15 protein-coding genes are annotated in these 19049 nt (G+C 39.1%); 3 read left to right on the top strand and 12 right to left on the bottom strand.

Annotated elements, in window-relative coordinates; genetic code table 11:
• Positions 1-155: 155 nt before the first annotated feature.
• Positions 156-1448 carry an FAD-binding oxidoreductase gene (locus H4J50_RS11495; RefSeq protein WP_182256528.1) on the top strand — a complete coding sequence of 431 codons (1293 nt, stop codon included), beginning with the start codon at positions 156-158 and terminating at the stop codon, positions 1446-1448.
• Between the two features lie 211 nt (positions 1449-1659).
• On the opposite strand, the gene H4J50_RS11500 is transcribed toward H4J50_RS11495, so the two are convergent.
• The 5 genes from H4J50_RS11500 to H4J50_RS11520 all read right to left on the bottom strand — a co-directional run bounded on the left by H4J50_RS11500 (position 1660) and on the right by H4J50_RS11520 (position 8386).
• On the bottom strand, positions 1660-3066 hold the full coding sequence (locus tag H4J50_RS11500; protein ID WP_220466173.1) for an FAD-binding oxidoreductase: 1407 nt from the start codon (positions 3064-3066) through the stop codon (positions 1660-1662).
• Between the two features lie 57 nt (positions 3067-3123).
• A complete protein-coding gene (locus H4J50_RS11505; RefSeq protein WP_220466174.1) occupies positions 3124-4680 on the bottom strand; it encodes an aldehyde dehydrogenase family protein in 1557 nt (518 codons plus the stop codon).
• A 2-nt stretch (positions 4681-4682) separates the two neighbouring features.
• Positions 4683-5375 carry a cupin domain-containing protein gene (locus tag H4J50_RS11510; protein ID WP_182256530.1) on the bottom strand — a complete coding sequence of 231 codons (693 nt, stop codon included), beginning with the start codon at positions 5373-5375 and terminating at the stop codon, positions 4683-4685.
• Positions 5376-5405: 30 nt separating this feature from the next.
• Positions 5406-6896, bottom strand: a complete 1491-nt coding sequence (locus H4J50_RS11515) for a CoA-acylating methylmalonate-semialdehyde dehydrogenase (RefSeq protein ID WP_108456766.1) — start codon at positions 6894-6896, stop codon at positions 5406-5408.
• Positions 6897-7027: 131 nt separating this feature from the next.
• The gene (locus tag H4J50_RS11520) at positions 7028-8386 is read right to left on the bottom strand and encodes an aspartate aminotransferase family protein (protein ID WP_182256532.1); all 1359 of its coding nucleotides are present in this window, start codon (positions 8384-8386) and stop codon (positions 7028-7030) included.
• Positions 8387-8535: 149 nt separating this feature from the next.
• On the opposite strand from H4J50_RS11520, the gene H4J50_RS11525 reads away from it, so the two are divergent.
• Entirely contained in the window at positions 8536-9453 is a 918-nt protein-coding gene (locus tag H4J50_RS11525) for a LysR family transcriptional regulator (RefSeq protein ID WP_108456767.1), read from the top strand.
• A 16-nt stretch (positions 9454-9469) separates the two neighbouring features.
• On the opposite strand, the gene H4J50_RS11530 is transcribed toward H4J50_RS11525, so the two are convergent.
• From H4J50_RS11530 to H4J50_RS11560, 7 genes are all read right to left on the bottom strand, one after another.
• On the bottom strand, positions 9470-9889 hold the full coding sequence (locus H4J50_RS11530) for a thioesterase family protein (RefSeq protein ID WP_108456768.1): 420 nt from the start codon (positions 9887-9889) through the stop codon (positions 9470-9472).
• A gap of 175 nt (positions 9890-10064) precedes the next feature.
• Entirely contained in the window at positions 10065-10928 is an 864-nt protein-coding gene (locus tag H4J50_RS11535; protein WP_182256534.1) for a hypothetical protein, read from the bottom strand.
• An 83-nt stretch (positions 10929-11011) separates the two neighbouring features.
• Complete coding sequence (locus H4J50_RS11540; RefSeq protein WP_182256536.1) at positions 11012-12367, bottom strand: aspartate aminotransferase family protein; 1356 nt, start codon at positions 12365-12367, stop codon at positions 11012-11014.
• Between the two features lie 11 nt (positions 12368-12378).
• The gene (locus H4J50_RS11545) at positions 12379-13737 is read right to left on the bottom strand and encodes a glutamine synthetase family protein (protein ID WP_182256538.1); all 1359 of its coding nucleotides are present in this window, start codon (positions 13735-13737) and stop codon (positions 12379-12381) included.
• A complete protein-coding gene (locus H4J50_RS11550; RefSeq protein WP_182256540.1) occupies positions 13737-14552 on the bottom strand; it encodes a gamma-glutamyl-gamma-aminobutyrate hydrolase family protein in 816 nt (271 codons plus the stop codon). Before H4J50_RS11550 ends, H4J50_RS11545 begins: the two co-directional genes overlap by 1 nt.
• 514 nt (positions 14553-15066) lie before the next feature.
• Positions 15067-16350 (bottom strand): 4-aminobutyrate--2-oxoglutarate transaminase, encoded by a 1284-nt coding sequence (gene gabT, locus H4J50_RS11555; protein ID WP_182256542.1) that lies wholly within the window; start codon positions 16348-16350, stop codon positions 15067-15069.
• Positions 16351-16416: 66 nt separating this feature from the next.
• Positions 16417-17889: an NAD-dependent succinate-semialdehyde dehydrogenase gene (locus tag H4J50_RS11560; RefSeq protein ID WP_108456774.1), complete on the bottom strand. Its 1473-nt coding sequence runs from the start codon at positions 17887-17889 to the stop codon at positions 16417-16419.
• A 109-nt stretch (positions 17890-17998) separates the two neighbouring features.
• Between H4J50_RS11560 and H4J50_RS11565 the strand changes: the two genes are divergently transcribed.
• On the top strand, positions 17999-18928 hold the full coding sequence (locus H4J50_RS11565) for a LysR family transcriptional regulator (RefSeq protein WP_182256544.1): 930 nt from the start codon (positions 17999-18001) through the stop codon (positions 18926-18928).
• The last annotated feature ends 121 nt before the right edge of the window (positions 18929-19049 follow it).

Consider the following 19049-nt stretch of genomic DNA (forward strand, 5'->3'; position numbering starts at 1 on the left):
TCGATGTCTCTTGTGGTTTTTTACGTTGTCTAGTTAACAAGTATTTTACCACAATGAGGCATCAACTTCTTTTAAATCATTAGGTTATTGTTATTTCCTCGTCTATTTTGAACCCCGAAACTTGAGTCATAAATACATTATTTTAGGACTGAACAATGACAACTTACCCTGACTCTTATTATGCTGCTACAGCAAATAGAACCGTAACTTACCCGACATTAGAAGGAGAGGTTACGGCTGATGTTTGTGTGGTTGGTGGCGGTTATAGTGGTTTATCAACCGCTATTGCTTTGCAAGAGAAAGGTTACAAGGTGGTATTGTTAGAAGCAGCTAATATAGGCTTTGGCGCCTCTGGTCGAAATGGCGGCCAGTTAGTGAATAGTTTTAGCCGAGATATCGACCATATTGAAAAACATTATGGTCTAGATACCGCAAATGCTATGGGTAACATGGCATTTGAAGGCGCTGATTGTATTCGTGGTTTAATCAAAAAATATAATATTGATGCAGACTATAAGCACGGTGGATTTTTTGCTGCTTTTACCGAGAAACAACTTAAAGAGCTTGAAAGTAAAAAAGCCCTATGGGAGCGTTTTGGTAATAAAAAGCTATCTATGGTTGGCAAAGCTGATGTCAGTAAAATTGTTAATACTGATGCCTACATTGGCGGTTTGGTTGATGAGCATTGTGGTCATATTCACCCCCTTAAATTAGCACTAGGAGAAGCTGCAGCATTAGTTTCTATTGGTGGTGAAGTATTTGAACAATCGAAAGTTATCGATATTAAAAACATTAGTGAAGATGGTAACGAAAAAGTTATTGTTAGTACCGAAAAAGGCCATGTTAAAGCAAACCTACTCGTATTGGCTGGTAATGCTTACATGGGTAACCTTGAGCCCAAATTAGCAAGAAAATCGATGCCTTGTGGTACACAAATAGTCACCACTGAAGTGTTACCTGAAGCACTGGCTAAATCGCTTATTCCTTCGCAATATTGTGTTGAAGATGTGAACTACAAATTAGATTATTACCGAATGACCGCTGATAATCGTTTACTTTTCGGTGGTGGCGTTACTTATGGTGGTGGCGATCCTGCCAGTATCAAACGCTTCTTAAAACCCCATATGGAAAAAATATTCCCGGCAATGAAAGATTATAAAATCGATTATGCTTGGGGCGGCGACTTTCTCTTAACCGTTAGCCGTTTACCGCAACTTGGTAAAATAGGAAATAGTATTTACTATGCGCAAGGCTATAGTGGCCATGGCGTAAACACCTCGCATTTAGCGGGTAAAATATTGGCTGAAGCCATATCAGGTGAACAATCTCGTTTTGAAGTATTTACTGGTTTGCCTCATTACCCATTTATTGGCGGCAGAGCTATGCGAGTACCAATGACCATGATGGGTGCTTGGTATTACGGTTTAAGAGATAAATTAGGTATTTAATGTTGATTAATACATCACTGTTTAACACTAAAAACGGCTCCTTATAGGAGCCGTTTTTTTATAGATAACTACCGCGTTATAAAATTAATCAGTCGTGATTGTATTGATTAATTTTATAACGCGGTAGTTATTCATTTTCACCATTAACATTGAATAATGAACAATGAACAAGTTAACTAATCAACTTGGTATTCAGGCTTAAACATTACTTTTAACAGGTAAAGCCTAGGTTAAGTGCATCTAAAAGTTTTAACCATAGACCACGTTTACCATTATTTTTGTCTGCCTTAATAAGTGCTTGCTGAGTTAAACGCACACCAATCCATCGTAATGGCTCAGGTACCCAAGGTAATGTCCACTTACGAACAAACTGCATTTTTATTACATCACTGGGTTGATAGCCAAGTAACTCAATAGCCACGCGCGCGCCAAAACGCGAGGCACCAACACCTAAGCCGGTATAACCCACTGCCCATGACAGTCGTCCATTATGTGTTACACCTGGCACCATGCAAAAACGCGAAGATGTTGCAATTATGCCACTCCATCGATGGCTAAATTTAACACCAGCAAGTTGTGGAAAGGTTTCAAAGAATTCTTTAGAAAGCTGCTCGAAACGCTCAGGAATATCGGCATAATTGTCACTTATTCCACGATTAAAGTAATAGCGTACAGCTCCACCACCGCCCCAAGTAATGCGATTGTCTTTAGTCATTCTATAATAATGGAACATATTGGCATGATTACCAATAGCATGGCGAGTTTTGTGCCAACCGATAGTATCTAACTGCGCTTGTGTTAGTGGCTCAGTCGCTAATTGATAATCCCAAACGGGGATCACACTACGGCGAATTTTACCAATACAACTGGTAAATGCATTGGTTGCCATTAACACTTTTTCGCTTTTTATATTGCCGTTTTTACACTGCGCCATCATGTGTTTTTTGCCTAATGGCTGAACATCAATTAGATCCGTTTGTTCATATATTTTCACGCCCAGATCAAGTAAAACCTGCTTGATACCCCAGCAAATTTTTAATGGATTTACGGTACCGTTTTGATCACCACGACGCCATAATCCAGCTAAATATGTAGGTGAGTTAACCTGTGCTTGCATGTCGTTTTGGTCTAACCAAACCACATCATCACCTTCAGACTTTTCAACGTCATAATATTTGCGAATAGCCTCTACAGCGCCTTGATTAGTGGCAACTTCAGTTTCGCCAACGGCTTCGTAGTCAGCATCAATACCATAGCGCTCAAGTGTTGCCAACAATTCTGTAATGTTCTCTTGGCCTAGTTGATAAAGTTTTTCAGCTTCACCTGGAAAATGGTGGTCGGTATTAGTTTCACCATGCGCTAGGCTTGAATTTAAAAAGCCGCCATTTCTGCCAGATGCGCCATTACCAATAAAGGTTTTCTCAATGAGTATTATGTCAGCTTCAGGGTTACGCTCTTTTGTTTGCAGTGCTGCCCATAAGCCTGTGAAACCTCCACCAACGATAAGTAATTCACATTCGCTGTTTGTGGTTAGCGGTGCGAGTGTTTCAGGCTGTTGAGCAAGATCAAACCATATAGGTCGATATGTTGAATTTTTCAACGCGTCAAGATGCTGCATTTTAATCTCACTTACTTGTTATACATTTTATTTTTGGATACCAAAAACTCATTAATTTTACTTTACGTACCAACCCCAAGGTTCATCACTGGTAAATTGGGTTATTTGCTTTGTTTCAAGGTAATTATTAAAGCCCCACTCGCCTAGCTCTCGGCCAATACCTGATTGTTTGTAACCACCCCAAGGGGCTTCAACAAAGGTCGGCTGTGAACAATTAACCCAAACAATACCAGCCTTAAATGCTTTAGCAACACGGTCGCAACGAGCTTGGTCTTTTGACATAACCGCCGCCGCAAGCCCAAACCGAGAGTTATTAGCTAATGCTATAGCTTCCTGTTCTGTTTTAAAGGCTTTAATACAAACCACAGGACCAAATATTTCTTCTTGCCAAATCCAGCTGTCTTCATCAACATCGGTAAAAATAGCGGGCGTTAAAAAGTAGCCTTTATCAAAATGCGCTGGCTTTATGCCACCATAAGCTAATGTTGCGCCTTCTTGAACTCCACGAGCAATAGCCGCTTTAACTTTTTCATATTGCGCTGCATTCACCAACGGACCTAAAAGCACGCCATGGATATCGCCAGCACCAATGGTTATTTTTTTAGTTTCTTCAATTAAGCGTTTCATTAGTGCTGGATAAATATTTTCTGACACCAGTACTCGAGACGTTGCTGAACATACTTGGCCCTGATTCCAGAATATACCAAACATGATCCACTCTACGGCTTTATCGATATCAGTATCTTCAAAAATCACTAAAGGTGATTTACCACCGAGTTCAAGGCTGATATTTTTAATATCTTTGGCCGCCAAAGCCATAATTTTCGACCCTGTAGGCACAGAGCCTGTAAACGCTAATTTATCAATATCAGGGTGCTCTGCTAAAGCCTGCCCTGCGGGTTGACCTAAGCCCGTAACAATATTTAACACACCATCTGGCAGGTCTGCTTCTTGGGCAATTTCACCCAAAGCTAGCGCAGTTAAGGGCGTAACTTCAGAAGGTTTTAATACCACAGTACAACCAGCGGCTAAAGCTGGAGCTACTTTCCATGCCGCCATTAACATTGGGAAATTCCATGGAATTATTGCACCAACAACACCTAAAGGTTCTTTGGTCGCTCGGGATGTAAAACCCGGTTCAGGTAAACTAATTTCTTTGCTTGAGTGCTCATCAAATGAGTCTGCAAGATTCGCGTAAAACTCAAAAGTTCCTGCGGTGTCTTCTATATCCCATTTTGCTTCAGGAAAAGGCTTACCGTTGTCGAGCACTTCTAAATCTGATAATTCGGTTAAACGGCGAGTAATTATGGCTGCCATTTTCCGGAGATAAACCGCTCTTTCACTGCCTTTCATATTCGGCCAGGGCCCTTGATAAAAAGCATTTTTGGCGGCGGCTACGGCGTTATTGATATCAGCTTTATTACCTGCAGATAAGTGTGCGAGAACTTGCTCATTAGCTGGATTAATAACGGTAAATGTTTCAGTAGATTCAGCGCATTGAAATTTACCATTAATAAAATGTTTGTTTTGAATTGAACCACCATCATGAAGTTGACCAATTAAAGGATATTTTTTTGTTATTTTATTAATATAATTAGATATTGAACTGTTCATATTTAAGATAGCTCCACATAATGATGTGATATTTCTTCACTCGCACGGCAAAAAACTTGGGTTCCTGTCAGCAGAAAAGCATCCCCTGCTTTAAAGTGATATTCGGTTAAATGAGTATCTCTTAATGTCAAAAATCCTGACTTTAAATAGATAAAACGGCGTGTCGATATTGTTGTTATTGGCGATTCAGCGATATTACCTTTAAATGCCCCGGCAACAAATTGCTGATCAGAACTTTTATAATATACGTTATTTCCTAAATCTGTTTTTGTTGGAAATTTAACAATCCCCTTAGCCGTAGGCTTTGAGTTTTCATCAGTTAGAGATTTATCAGCAATAACATAAAATTTGCGTAAATAACCTGTTTGCTGCCACTGGCAATCGTATTCTCTGGGTATAATAAAACTCTCACCCGCTAAAATGGTTTCACTAGTGTTGGTGGTATTATTTCTTATCACTGCTGCGCCTTCTATAACAACCATGAATTCATCCATAGCATAAGGCGCCGCAGCTTCAATCATTTCAGTGGTATCCCAAACACCAACATATAAGCCTGCTTCATCATCGGCGAAATAATCATGACTATGTTGAATAGGTAAATCTGATTCAAACATGTCAGCGGTTAAGTCATCGACATTATCTTTAAACCCTTCTGGGTTATGAGATAATCGTATAATCGTGTGATCTAAGGTCATTGTTCGTGCTCGGTCTATTTTTATCAAATATTAGCTAGGAAATGCAAAGCTTACGCCTTCACGAACACCACTTGATGGCCAGCGTTGCGTAATCGTTTTTCGCTTGGTGTAAAATCTCACGCCATCAGGGCCGTAGGCATGTAAGTCACCAAATAAGCTGCGCTTCCAACCACCAAAACTATGGTAAGCAACTGGTACCGGTAATGGTACATTAATGCCGACCATACCCACTTCAATATGATCAGAGAAGTAACGTGCCGCTTCGCCGTCGCGGGTAAATATGCACGTACCATTGCCATATTCATGGTCATTAATTAACTGCATGGCTTCTTCCATAGTTTTAACCCGAATAACTTGTAAAACAGGACCAAAAATCTCAGCTTTGTAACTTTCCATACTCGCGGTTACGTTATCAATTAACGTAGCACCAACAAAAAAGCCATTTTCATAACCTTTAACCGTTGGTTTGCGGCCATCAACCACCAATGTAGCACCTTGCTCTGCGGCACTTGAAATATAACCAACTACTTTTTCTTGATGCGCTTTGGTGATCACGGGACCAAAATCATTGTTAGCGTTAGAGTATTCACCAACACTTAAGTTTTGCATAGCTTGTTGCATTTTTTCAATCAATGCGTTGCCTGCTTCATCGCCTACCGCTACGGCTACCGACAACGCCATACAACGTTCGCCAGATGAGCCAAATGCTGCGCCAACCAATTGATTTACCGCATTATCCATATCGGCATCAGGCATAACAATAGCATGATTTTTTGCTCCACCAAGTGCTTGACAACGTTTACCATTTGCACTGGCTGTTGCATAAATATATTCTGCGATAGGTGTTGAGCCTACAAAGCTAACCGCTTTAACACGCTGGTCAGTTAACAGGGTATCAACGGCTTCTTTATCACCGTTGATTACATTCATTACGCCATCAGGTAAACCCGCTTCTTTTAATAAAGAAGCAATGTATAAGGTTGAGCTAGGATCACGTTCTGAAGGTTTCAGAATAAAGGTATTACCGCAAACAATTGCTAGCGGAAACATCCACATAGGCACCATTGCAGGGAAGTTAAAAGGCGTTATACCCGCCACAACACCTAGTGGTTGAAATTCACTCCACGAGTCAATATTAGGTCCTACGTTTTTACTGTGCTCACCTTTTAATAGTTCTGGCGCGCCACAAGCAAATTCAACATTTTCGATACCGCGTTGTAATTCGCCAGCAGCATCATGTGATATTTTGCCATGCTCTTGACCGATTAATTGACAAATTTTATCTGCATTTTTCTCTAATAATTCTTTAAATTTAAACATCACGCGTGCACGTTTAATCGCCGGTGTATTTCGCCAAGCCGGATAAGCCTCTTGTGCGGCAGCAATCGCTTTTTCTACGGTTGCTTTTGAGGCAAGCTCTACTTTCTTTTCTGCTTTACCTGTTGCGGGGTTAAAAACATCTTGTGTGCGCGAATTGTCGTGAGTCATTTCGCCGTTAATTAGGTGGCCGATAGTTGTCATTTTTTGTCCTTTAATGCTGTAGTTCACTTCACTTAAAAGTAAAATGTTTAAAAATAAAAATTTGTTTTATACAGTTTTGTTTAATAGAAGTTAGTTTGTAAGCAGCGTTTACAACGCGAAGTCATTACAAATCAATCGATTTCGTTCAAGGTTTCACCTAGCGCATTTATTAAGCTGCTAATTTCTGCCAAAGTAGAGGTAAAGGGTAAGCCAAGCTGTATGGTGTCACCGCCATAACGCACATAAAAACCTTTCTGCCATATTTTCATGGCTATTTGGTGTGGTCTTTTTGCTGGTTCCCCAGGTGCATGAGCAATAGTAATGCCACCTGCTAAGCCATAGTTGCGAATATCGACAACATGCTTACAGCTTTTCAAACTGTGTAGCACTTCCTGAAAATATGGCGCGATTGACTTAACGCGTTCTGGTAAGTTTTCTTGAGCCAAAACGTCTAGCGAAGCCAGCGCAGCCGCACAAGCAACTGGGTGTGCTGAGTAAGTATAGCCATGAGGAAGTTCAAGCATATACTCAGGTCCGCCAGTTTCCATAAATGTATCATAGATTTCTTGTTTAGAAATAACCGCACCCATAGGGATTACGCCATTGGTTAACTGCTTTGCTACGGTCATAATATCAGGTGTTACGCCAAACTCAGCCGCTCCCGTATTTGAACCCATACGGCCAAATGCAGTGATTACTTCATCAAAAATCAGTAAGACATTATGCTTGGTACATATGTCCCTTAAGCGTTTTAAATAACCTTTAGGCGGCGGTATTACGCCAGCTGAACCCGCCAAAGGCTCCACAATAACAGCAGCAACATTTGAGGCGTCATAAACAGCGAGCATTTCTTCTAATTCATTCGCTAAATCAGCACCGGTGTCAGGCATACCTTGGCAAAATTTATTTTCTGGCAACATGGTATGCGATAAGTGTGAGGCTTCAATACCTTGGCCATAGATTGCACGATTAGGACCAATCCCCCCCACACTAATACCGCCAAAGTTAACTCCGTGGTAGCCTTTTGAGCGACCAATAAATCGAGTTTTACTTGCCATGCCTTTTTTACGCCAGTAACCACGAGCAATTTTAAGCGCCGTTTCTACAGACTCTGAGCCAGAACCAGTAAAAAATACTCGATTTAAATCTGCCGGCATCAATTCGGTAATACGATGTGCTAATTCAAATGACTTAGGATGACCAAATTGAAATGCAGGCGAATAATCTAGCGTCTTAGCTTGCTGACTAATAGCTTCGGTGATTTCTGGACGGCTATGCCCTGCACCACAAGTCCAAAGCCCAGAGAGTCCATCAAATATCTTTCTACCATCAGCATCAGTGTAATAATTACCTTCTGCTGAAACGATAATACGGGGATCTTTTTTAAATTCTCGATTGGCCGTAAAAGGCATCCAATGGGCGTCTAACTGCGCTTGAGTTAACCCGTGGTTTGTTGTTGAATTAGCTTTTGTATTAGTGTTTTTATTCATCTTTCCGCCTAACGCTTGATAACGTTTACAAAGTGCATATTTAATTGCATGTGCTCATTATCAATGATTTAATAGGTTATTAAATCCATACTTTAAAAACTTAAGTTAACTATTTACTTACCTAATAATTTTACTAAGGCATTATTTAAATGAAGATGAATAAAAACATTTTACCTAAGCAATTAGGTGATGCTCATATTAGGCTTTTAAGAATATATAAAGTGGTGATTGAGTCAGGTGGTTTCTCCGCGGCAGAAGTAGATCTTAACATCAGCAGACCGGCAATAAGCCTAGCAATAACCGAGCTAGAGTCTCTGTTAAATATGAAGCTTTGCCATAGAGGACGTTCTGGTTTTTCTATTACCGAACAAGGTGAACAAGTATATCAATCGGCACTACAATTGTTGGGCAGTATTGAAAACTTTAGAGCTGAAATGAATGCGATAAACACTGAGTTGGTTGGTGAACTGAACATTGGTATTACCGATAACTTAGTCTCTATTGAACAAATGCGAATTACCAGAGCTTTAAGCGCATTAAAACATCGCGCACCAGACATTATTATTAATATAAGAATGATGCCGCCAAACAATATTGAAGCCGCTATTTTAAATGGCCAATTACATGTTGGTGTTGTTCCTAACTTTAGAACCTTACCCGGTTTGAATTACTTATCTTTATATAAAGAAGAGTCGCTACTTTATTGCAGCGAGAAGCACCCTTTATTTCATCAAGACTTATATCAAATAAGTGACAGTACTTTAATTGAATATGACGCCGTTGTACCTAATTACCCACAGTCGGTAGAGATAAAGCAACAGCAAAAAAAGCTACACGCAACCGCAACCTCAACAGATCGAGAAGGCATTGCTTTTTTAATTTTAACGGGGCGATTTATAGGTTTTTTACCCACGCATTTCGCTCAACGATGGGTTGGAAAAGATAAATTACGAGCAATTGAGGCGCATAACAGAAAATTTAATACTAAATTCTCTGCTATCACAAGTAAAGGAGCACGGAGCCATTTGATTTTAGAAGCTTATTTAGAGGAGTTAGCTCAAACCTAATTCAATATTTTATCGGCTAATAAAAACTTTCTGATACCGAATGACTAAAGTGCATATGTAATTTTTGTTTAAATTTATCTGAAATAGGTCGTGTTTCACGAGTGATAAAATCATAGTGAACCATCACCGCAGTACCTGAAACATGTTTAACGCCATTTTGCCACGCTTCTTGGTGCACATCGAGAGAGCTTGTACCAATACGAGTTATGTAGGTTTTGATTTCAACATCGTAATCAAACAGCAGTGGCAAATGAAACTCAATGGTACTTTTTGCTAAAATTAATCCCCATTGGCTGAGGCTTAAATTAAATTCAGGGCTGAAAAGTCTAAATATAGGATTTCGGGCACCTTCAAACCATTGCGGAATAACTGTATTATTAATGTGTCCAAGCGCGTCTGTTTCACCAACACGAGGCTTTATTATTTCGTAAAACATACCTAACCCTACTTACTTAAAATCAACCGGAAAGCGACCAAGCATCAAATATTTTTAATGCTTGTTCGAAATAATATACCCATAGATGAAAATGGTAAATATTTAATCTGCTTTAAAGGCAAACTATTCGCATGTTAATGAAATACCGCATAGTACTGCAGCTAATTAAACTGATTTACTGTCCTTGATGGCTTTTACGATCAGCTATTTCTGCTTGCCACTCGAACATATTCATTTCAATCAAAACAAAAGCCACAATCCATAAAAAAGCATCCCAAAATTCAAGGAAATTACCCGTTACACCCCAATATACGGCTGCAAGAAGTAATATGCTATAGACAGTAGCTTTAATAAATTTATTGTATTTACCCCACCATTTACTCGATATATTGCCTAATTGGGTATGTACATCAACTTCGAGCATTAATACAACTGATACCCATGCAGACGCATTAATAACATCAACCCAAGCTAGCGCATTAACATCTGATAAATTTTTTGAGTTTGTTATTATTTTATATTTTTCATGAGAAAAGAATTCTGCCCCAACGGTTGATAAGCTTTTACACGTTTCTTTAGTAAATTCATTATAAACGTTAAGGGTTTCCATAAATTTCCAATCGCCGGCTAAAGTACAAAGATCAGAAACTTTATGGGCAGTAAACTGACCAATTAAGCCAATTTTAGTCATATAACCGTAGAGTGAGTAAATGATAAATAAATAACAAAATGCACGAATACCATGTAATGACCACTTAACTTTCCCTTTTAAATGTTCATCGTCAATCACAGAAGTTTCTAATTCAAACAACAATAATAAAACCAGCCAAGCAGCAGTATCAATTGTCGATGAAAAAGCTTTAATTATCGAATCAAGGTTCACTCCTGAGGCAAAAATCACTTTACTCGCTAGCCATTCTTCACTGAAAAATAAGTAAACATTAAACGCTAGCAAAGTATAAATAAGATATTTAAAACCCTGATAGCCCCAAGAGTGAAAATGTTTCATAAGGGTTTGATTCATCGATAGCTCTGGCATAATCTTCTTCTTTTTTTAATTATATTTACTACACTAATAAAACAATTAAGCCACTTGAACAGTGGCCTAATTAAACTCATTATCTACATTAGATGATAATATTTAGCTGTTTCATCTAAGGTTTTAAACGCCTTTTCTATTAATTCATCGATCTCTGCTTTAGTAATGACTAAAGGAGGCGAAATAATCATAGTATCTCCACATGGACGCATGATTAAACCATTAGCCATTGAGAAGTCACGACACATGCCGCCAGCTTTACTGTCAGGCGCTATACGCTCATGGCTATTTTTATCTTTAACTAACTCAAGACCTGCAACCATGCCTAAACCGCGAGTTTCACCCACAATAGGATGTGCAGCCAGTTCTTTCCAACGCTTTTGAAGATAAGGTGCCGTTTCATTTTTTACACGTTCAACAATCCCTTCAGATTCTAATAATTCGATATTTTTCAGCGCTACAGCAGCGGCAACTGGATGACCGGAATAAGTAAAGCCATGGTTAAAGTCACCACCTTTTTCTATTAGCGTTTCAGCCACTTTATCACCAACAATAACACCGCCAATAGGTAAGTAACCAGACGAAAGCCCTTTGGCAATAGGCATAAGATCAGGTTTTAAATCATAATACTGACTGGCAAACCATTCACCGGTGCGGCCAAAGCCAGATATAACTTCATCAACCACTAACAAAACATCATATTTAGCTAAAATTCTTTTAATTTCAGGCCAGTAGCTAGTTGGAGGTATAATAACGCCACCAGCGCCTTGGAACGGTTCGGCAATGAATGCGGCGACATTGTCCTCTCCAATTTCTAAAATTTTTGCCTCAAGGCTTTGTGCGGCTTTAATGCCAAACGCCTCAGGGGTTAGCGTTCCACCTTCTTTAAAAAAGTACGGTTGATCGACATGAGAAATACCGGCAATAGGTAAATCACCTTGCTCATGCATATAACCCATTCCACCTAGGCTTGCACCGACAACGGTTGAACCATGATAAGCATTCTGTCGACTGATAAATTGCTTTTTGCTTGGCTTACCTTTTAAGTCCCAGTAACGACGCGCCATTCTAAAAACCGTATCGTTAGCTTCTGAACCAGAGCCAGTAAAAAACACTTTATTCATATGTTCAGGCGCTAATGAGGCAATTTTTGCTGCTAACTTTGCAGCAGGTGCATGGGTTGTTTTAAAAAACAAATTGTAATAAGGCAATGCTGACATTTGCTTTGTTGCAACGTCGACTAACTCTTGACGACCATAACCGATATTAACGCACCAAAGACCCGCCATAGCATCAAGTAATTTATTACCTTTATCATCATAAATATAAACACCTTCTGCATGTGTTATTTCGCGAGGATTAATTTCATGCAATTCTTTGCTATCGCTAAATGGGTGAATATGATGTTGGTTATCTAATGCTTGTATCTTTGATGTCATAAAATTTCAACCTAAACTGTAGTGAGTAAATAATGGCGTTCCCATGAGGAAATCACACTTTTATAATTGTCATAATCGGCACGTCTTGTTGCAATAAAGCCCGTCACAAAACTTTCACCTAAATAATGTTTAATTTTGTCGCTTTGCTCCATTTGCTGCATGGCTGCTTCGATATTAATCGGTAAATTTTTATTGATGGTATTGTTGGCCTTACCTGTTACTTCATTAGCGGGCGATATTTTTTCCATCATACCGATATATCCACAAATCAGTGTTGCTGCAATGGCAAGGTAAGGGTTAGCATCAGCGCCAGGGATTCTGTTTTCAACGCGCTTGGCATGATCTGGTGCATCAGGGATACGTAAACCAACCGTGCGGTTTTCAATACCCCACTCTAAATTAACTGGCGTGGCAGAATCCGCTAAAAAACGTCGATACGAATTAATGTTTGGGGCAAACATCAGCATAAGTTGAGGAATAAAGGTCTGCAGTCCGCCTAAATAATGCATAAAGTTTTGGCTAAATTCAGTACTTTGTTCACAAGAGCCGGCAAATATATTTTTACCGGTAGATTTTTCTACAATGCTTTGATGAATGTGCATAGCGCTGCCAGGTTGCCCTGTAATTGGTTTCGCCATAAAAGTAGCTGTCATGCCATGCTTGTTAGCCGCAGCTTTTACCGTGCGCTTAAAAACAATAACTTGATCAGCTAAAGATAACGGATCGCCATGATCAAAATTAAATTCAAATTGAGCCTTGCCCTCTTCATGAACAACTACATCAATAGCTAAGTTTTGTTGCGCTGACCATTCATAGATATCAGTCATTACAGGTTCAAATTCGGTAATGGCATCAATACCAAATGACTGTCTGCCTGCCTCTGAACGACCTGAGTTACCTAAAGGGGTGGTTAATGGCTGGCTTGAATCCGTACTAGACAGTGTAAAATACAACTCCATTTCAGGGGCAACTACGGCTTTCCAACCTTGGTCGTCATACAGTTTCATGACTTTTTTCAGTAAATCACGAGGAGATTGCTCCACCGGCTTTAAGGTTTTTTGATCAATACAATTATGAATGATCATTGCGGTGGGTTCTTTCGCCCAAGGCACCATATAGCAAGCATTTTCATCTGGCTCTAGCAGCATATCAATATCGCGAGGATCAGCTAAAGTATATAAAAACTCGTCAGCAGCTAAATCGCCAGTCGCTGACATTAATAAAATAGTTTCACCTAAACGGCTACCGCCTTCTTCAATAAATTTTTGTACTGGGTATATTTTTCCACGTGCAATGCCAGTGTGATCAGTGATCACACATTGCACGTATTTAACATTATGTTCAGCGAGCCATTGTTTAATTTTGTCCATTATAAAACCTCTATACATTTTTTTTGCTGATTAACTTGTAGAGCAACTTGCTGATTAACTTTTAAAGACTGCCTTACTTTGCAAGCACGTCCAAAAGCAGCAAAGAGCTTAGCGTTTTTGTTATTTTGCATGACTTTCCATTCAGGGTGCCACTGCACTGCCATTGAAAATGCTTTAGCATCGATAACAGAAAACGCTTCGCATAAACCATCTTCACTTACCGCTTCTACTGCTAAATTATCAGCTAACCTATCCACACCTTGCGTATGTAAGGAGTTGACATTCATTTCGTTGGCAACAACTATTTTTGATAGTTGACCCAATGGCGTTACCATGACTTTATGGCTATCTTCGTATTGGTCATCTAATGAAAGGTTTTTATTCTCTCGGTGTTCTTGAAAAACATCATGCTCATGAAGCTTTTGATGTAAAGAGCCGCCAAAAGCGACATTCATTTCTTGAAAGCCTCGACAAATACCAAATATAGGTACGCCTGATGCAACAGCTTGTTTAATTAGGCCAAAACTGGTTTGGTCTCGAGCAATATCTAGTTTGGTTTCATTTGGTGCTGCCGCCTCTTGATAGTTCAAGGGATCGACCATGGAATAGCCACCAGGCAATAATATGCCATCGACTAAGTTTAATAACTGGAGAAAATTTGTTTGACTGGCAATGGCAGGAATCAGAATAGGCACACAATTAGCGGCCTGAATAACCGCTTGAATGTATTTATTTCCCGACATATGAAAAGGATGCGGCCCAACATGTTCATGGTCACATAATATGCCAACTACGGGTAAGTTAATTTCGCTCATAAATTCCTTTGCTAATTACTACTGTTCGTTATAACGAACAGTAGCACACTAAAATATTGAACGCCTAATAAATTTCATAATTTAAAAAAACTTTAACTCTCGCCAACTTTTGAGCAGATCGATTCAAGCCAGATTCATTCATTAATTTATCTGTATTATTCGCAGAAAAATATTCACTAAACAATGTGGTTACTGGTTGTTCTAAAAAGTATACATGCTACCTAAAATACATTTAAACATAATATTTTCATGTAGTTAAAAATATAAAGCTAGATACTCTATCTTGATTTTGGACAACTAAAAACTAGCTATCGGTTATAAGACACAAGCTAACTATGCATCATATTATGAATAGCTAAAGCGAATTAAACCTGCTGATTTTTAGTCACAGAAAATGTTTTTATATAAAGGTAATGCGAAATAATGACTTAATAAATAAGCACATAAAACCTTAATAATGGGGGGAATTAAGATTTCATGCGCTATTTATCAAACTTGAAATTACACTGGCAAGTTACTTACTAGCAAGGTCTTCAAATAGGCGAACAAAGCTTGCTAGGCCTTCTTCAACGATTTCATCGCTAATCGTTAACGCGGGTAAAAAACGAATAACATTGCCATAAAAACCACAAGCTAATAATACCAAGCCATAGTTTGCAGCATTCGCAATAATGGCTTGTGTTAATGCCGTATTAGGTTGCTCGGCATCACCGTTTTTAACTAACTCGATGGCTATCATAGAGCCTTTGTTTCGAACATCTAATATTAGCTCAGGATATTGGCCTTGTAACTGAGTAAGGTTTGCATTAAACAATGCTCCAATTTCATTTGAACGTTGAACAAGGTTTTCTTCTTCAATAATCTCTAAAACGGCTAATGCCGCTGCACATGCCACAGGAGATCCGCCGTAAGTACCACCAAGGCCACCAGGTAAAGGTGCATCCATGATTTCACTTTTTCCAACAACGGCGGCAATAGGAAAACCACCAGCAATACCTTTCGCCATGGTGATAAGATCAGGTTCAACACCTGAATATTCAATATTGAACATTTTACCCGTACGACCAAAGCCTGTTTGTATTTCATCAGCAATGAGTACAATACCGTGCTCGTCACAAATTTTACGTAAAGCGACTAAAAACTCAGTAGGTGCAGCATAAAAACCACCCTCACCTTGTACTGGCTCAATAATAATAGCCGCTACATCACTTGGTGCAATATCGACTTTGAATAAGTTTTCAAGTGCTTTAAGAGAGCTTTTCACCGACACATCATGGCAATCCATAGGAAAAGGTGCATGAAAAATATCACCTGGGAATGGACCAAATAAGTGTTTATAAGGAGAAATTTTACCTGTTAACGCCATAGTTAAATTAGTACGACCATGGAAACCACCATTAAAGGCAATAACACCACGACGCCCAGTATGAGCACGAGCGATTTTTACACAGTTCTCAACGGCTTCAGCACCAGTAGAGACAAAAATTGCTTTTTTCGCTGATGGGCCAGGTGCTATAGCCGTTAATTTTTCAGCTAACTCTACGGCAACTTCATATGGATTTACCATCACACAAGTGTGACTAAATTTATCAACTTGCGCTTTAACGGCTTCAATAATTTTGGGGTGGCTATGACCCGTGTTAGAAACAGCAATACCTGCGCCAAAGTCAATATAACGCTTACCTTCAACGTCCCATATTTCTGCATTTTTTGCATGGTCTACATAGACTGGATAAACATTGCCTTGACCACGAGCAATAACTTGGGTTTTTCTCGCTTGTAATTTTTCATTTGTCATTGTACTTACCTAACTCTGTTATTTTGATAGTGTGCTAAATGCATAGCTCAATATAGTTAAAGACGGTTATTTATCTAAACCGCCCATACATAAATATTTAATTTCTAAATAGTCATCTAAGCCATATTTAGAGCCTTCACGACCACTACCCGACTGTTTCATGCCACCAAATGGCGCTGCAGCGTTAGAGATAATGCCTTCGTTGATACCAATCATGCCGTACTCTAAGCTTTCACCTACACGCCAAATTGTGCCAATATCACGAGAATAAAAATAGGCCGCTAAGCCAAATTCAGTGTCATTGGCCATAGCAATAACTTCGTCCTCTGTTTCAAACGAGATAATAGGAGAAACAGGGCCAAAAATTTCATTTTGTGCAATCGGCATATCATTAGTTACATTACTTAAAATAGTAGGCTGGTAAAAGTTTTCACCGGCAGGGTCTTGCTTGCCACCAATAACAACTTTTGCGCCTGCAGCAATGGAGTCATTAACGAGTTTTGTTACATCATTCACGGCTTTATTAGATATCATTGGGCCAATATTGACCCCTTCATTCAAGCCATTACCTAACGCTAAAGCTTTAACCTCAGCAGTGAATTTCTCAGTGAATTCTGCAAGTACTGAACTTTGAACAAAAATGCGATTAGTACATACACATGTTTGACCCGCATTGCGATATTTTGAAGCTAGTGCGCCTTGCACAGCAGCATCAATGTCAGCGTCAGCAAAAACAATAAAAGGTGCATTTCCACCCAATTCCATTGATACTTTTTTTACTGTGGTAGCACATTGCTTAAGTAAAGTTTTACCTACTGGTGTAGAGCCAGTAAAGGTAAACTTAGCTACATCTGGATGTTGTGTTAATACTTTGCCCATGCCACTGGCATCGTCACCAACAACAACATTAAATACGCCAGCAGGAATGCCCGCACGCTCAGCGAGTTCGGCCATTGCCAGTGCTGAAAGTGGTGTTTGTGTTGCCGGGCGTACCACAAATGTACAACCTGCAGCTAATGCCGCAGCTGCTTTTCTTGCGATCATGGCATTTGGAAAGTTCCATGGAGTAATAGAAGCTACAACACCGACAGGTTGTTTAATTACCAAAACTCGCTTGTCACTTGATGGTCCAGGAATAGTATCGCCATATACGCGCTTACCTTCTTCAGCAAACCATTCAATAAATGCAGCACCGTAAGCAATTTCACCTTTAGCTTCAGCAAGTGGTTTGCCTTGTTCTAGGGTTAATATGCGACCTAAATCATCTTGATGTTGCATCATCAAGTTAAACCAGTTACGCATTAAACTAGCACGTTCATTAGCCGATTTTGATGACCATGATTTTAATGCACCTTTAGCGGCATTAACGGCTAATTCGGTTTCAATAACACCAGCATTACTTATTGTCGCAACTTCACTACCGTCGACGGGATTAGTAACAGTGATTTGAGTTTCACTGCTATGCCAACTGCCATTAATGTAAGAAAAGTTTTTAACTAACTGACTATCTTTTAAACCAAGTTCTGGATGATTTTGCATATTAAGCTCCAATTAAATCTATTTTATCTATTGAATAACAATTCAAACCCTTGTTAAATACAAAACATTAAACGTTTAGTTTTAACTTTACCAAACATTATGGTGGCACATGTCGATAAGTTCAATCATTCCAAAGCCAGTAACTGAATATGATTTACGATTACTGCGTATATTTACTTCTGTAGTTGAACATGGGGGATTTTCAGCGGCAGAAAAAGCATTGGGTATAACTCGTTCTACTATTAGTGTTCATATGTCGAATTTAGAAACGCGCATGAAACTAAAACTTTGTTTACGCGGTAGAGGCGGATTTTCACTCACTGAAGATGGTCAACTAGTTTATCGAGCCGTGATCTCGCTATTAGACTCACTCAACGATTTTTCACTGTTAGTCGGTACCTTAGGTAAAGAATTAAGTGGTGAGTTGGTTATTTTATGTGCCGATTTATTGGATAAAAATAGACAAAGAAAACTCGCACAAGTAATTGAATCAGTATCGAACAGCTCTCCTAACCTGCATATTGTATTAGACGGCGATTCAATTTCGAATATTGAAAAGCTATTACTCCGAGATAAAGCCCATATTGCGATATTTCCGGGGTATCAACAAATAGAAGGATTAGATTATATACCTTTATCTAGCGAGCCTATTTTCTTGTGCTGTGGGAAAAAACATCCGTTTTTTAATAAAGTTGATACGCAAATAAGTCATCATGATTTAGCGACAACTGCGGCTATTCATCCTGGAATTGATATAGATATTGACGGAAGGGAACAATTACAACAGCTGAATTTATCAGCGAGGGCTTATCAATTTGATACCCGAAAAACGATGATCCTATCAGGAAAATATATTGGCTTTATGCCACAAAGATATATTCAACAAGAATTAAATACTGGTGATATGCGCATTATTCAACCAAGTACACGGACATATCAATTTAATTTATCACTAGTAAATAAGAAAACACCGAGAGAACCGACCAAAGTGGAATTATTGCGCTCTGCCTTTAATTCAGCGTTTAATTTGGCAAGCTAATACTGAGATTGGCATTACCCAAAGTCGATTATATCAATTCTTCATTCAATATTGAGTGTATAACTTAAAAAGCGTATTCAATTGAGGGTGGTAAAAATTTTATTTAAACAAAAAATTAGGG

Source organism: Colwellia sp. 6M3 (genome assembly GCF_014077595.1).
In the GTDB taxonomy this organism is placed as follows: Bacteria; Pseudomonadota; Gammaproteobacteria; order Enterobacterales; family Alteromonadaceae; genus Cognaticolwellia.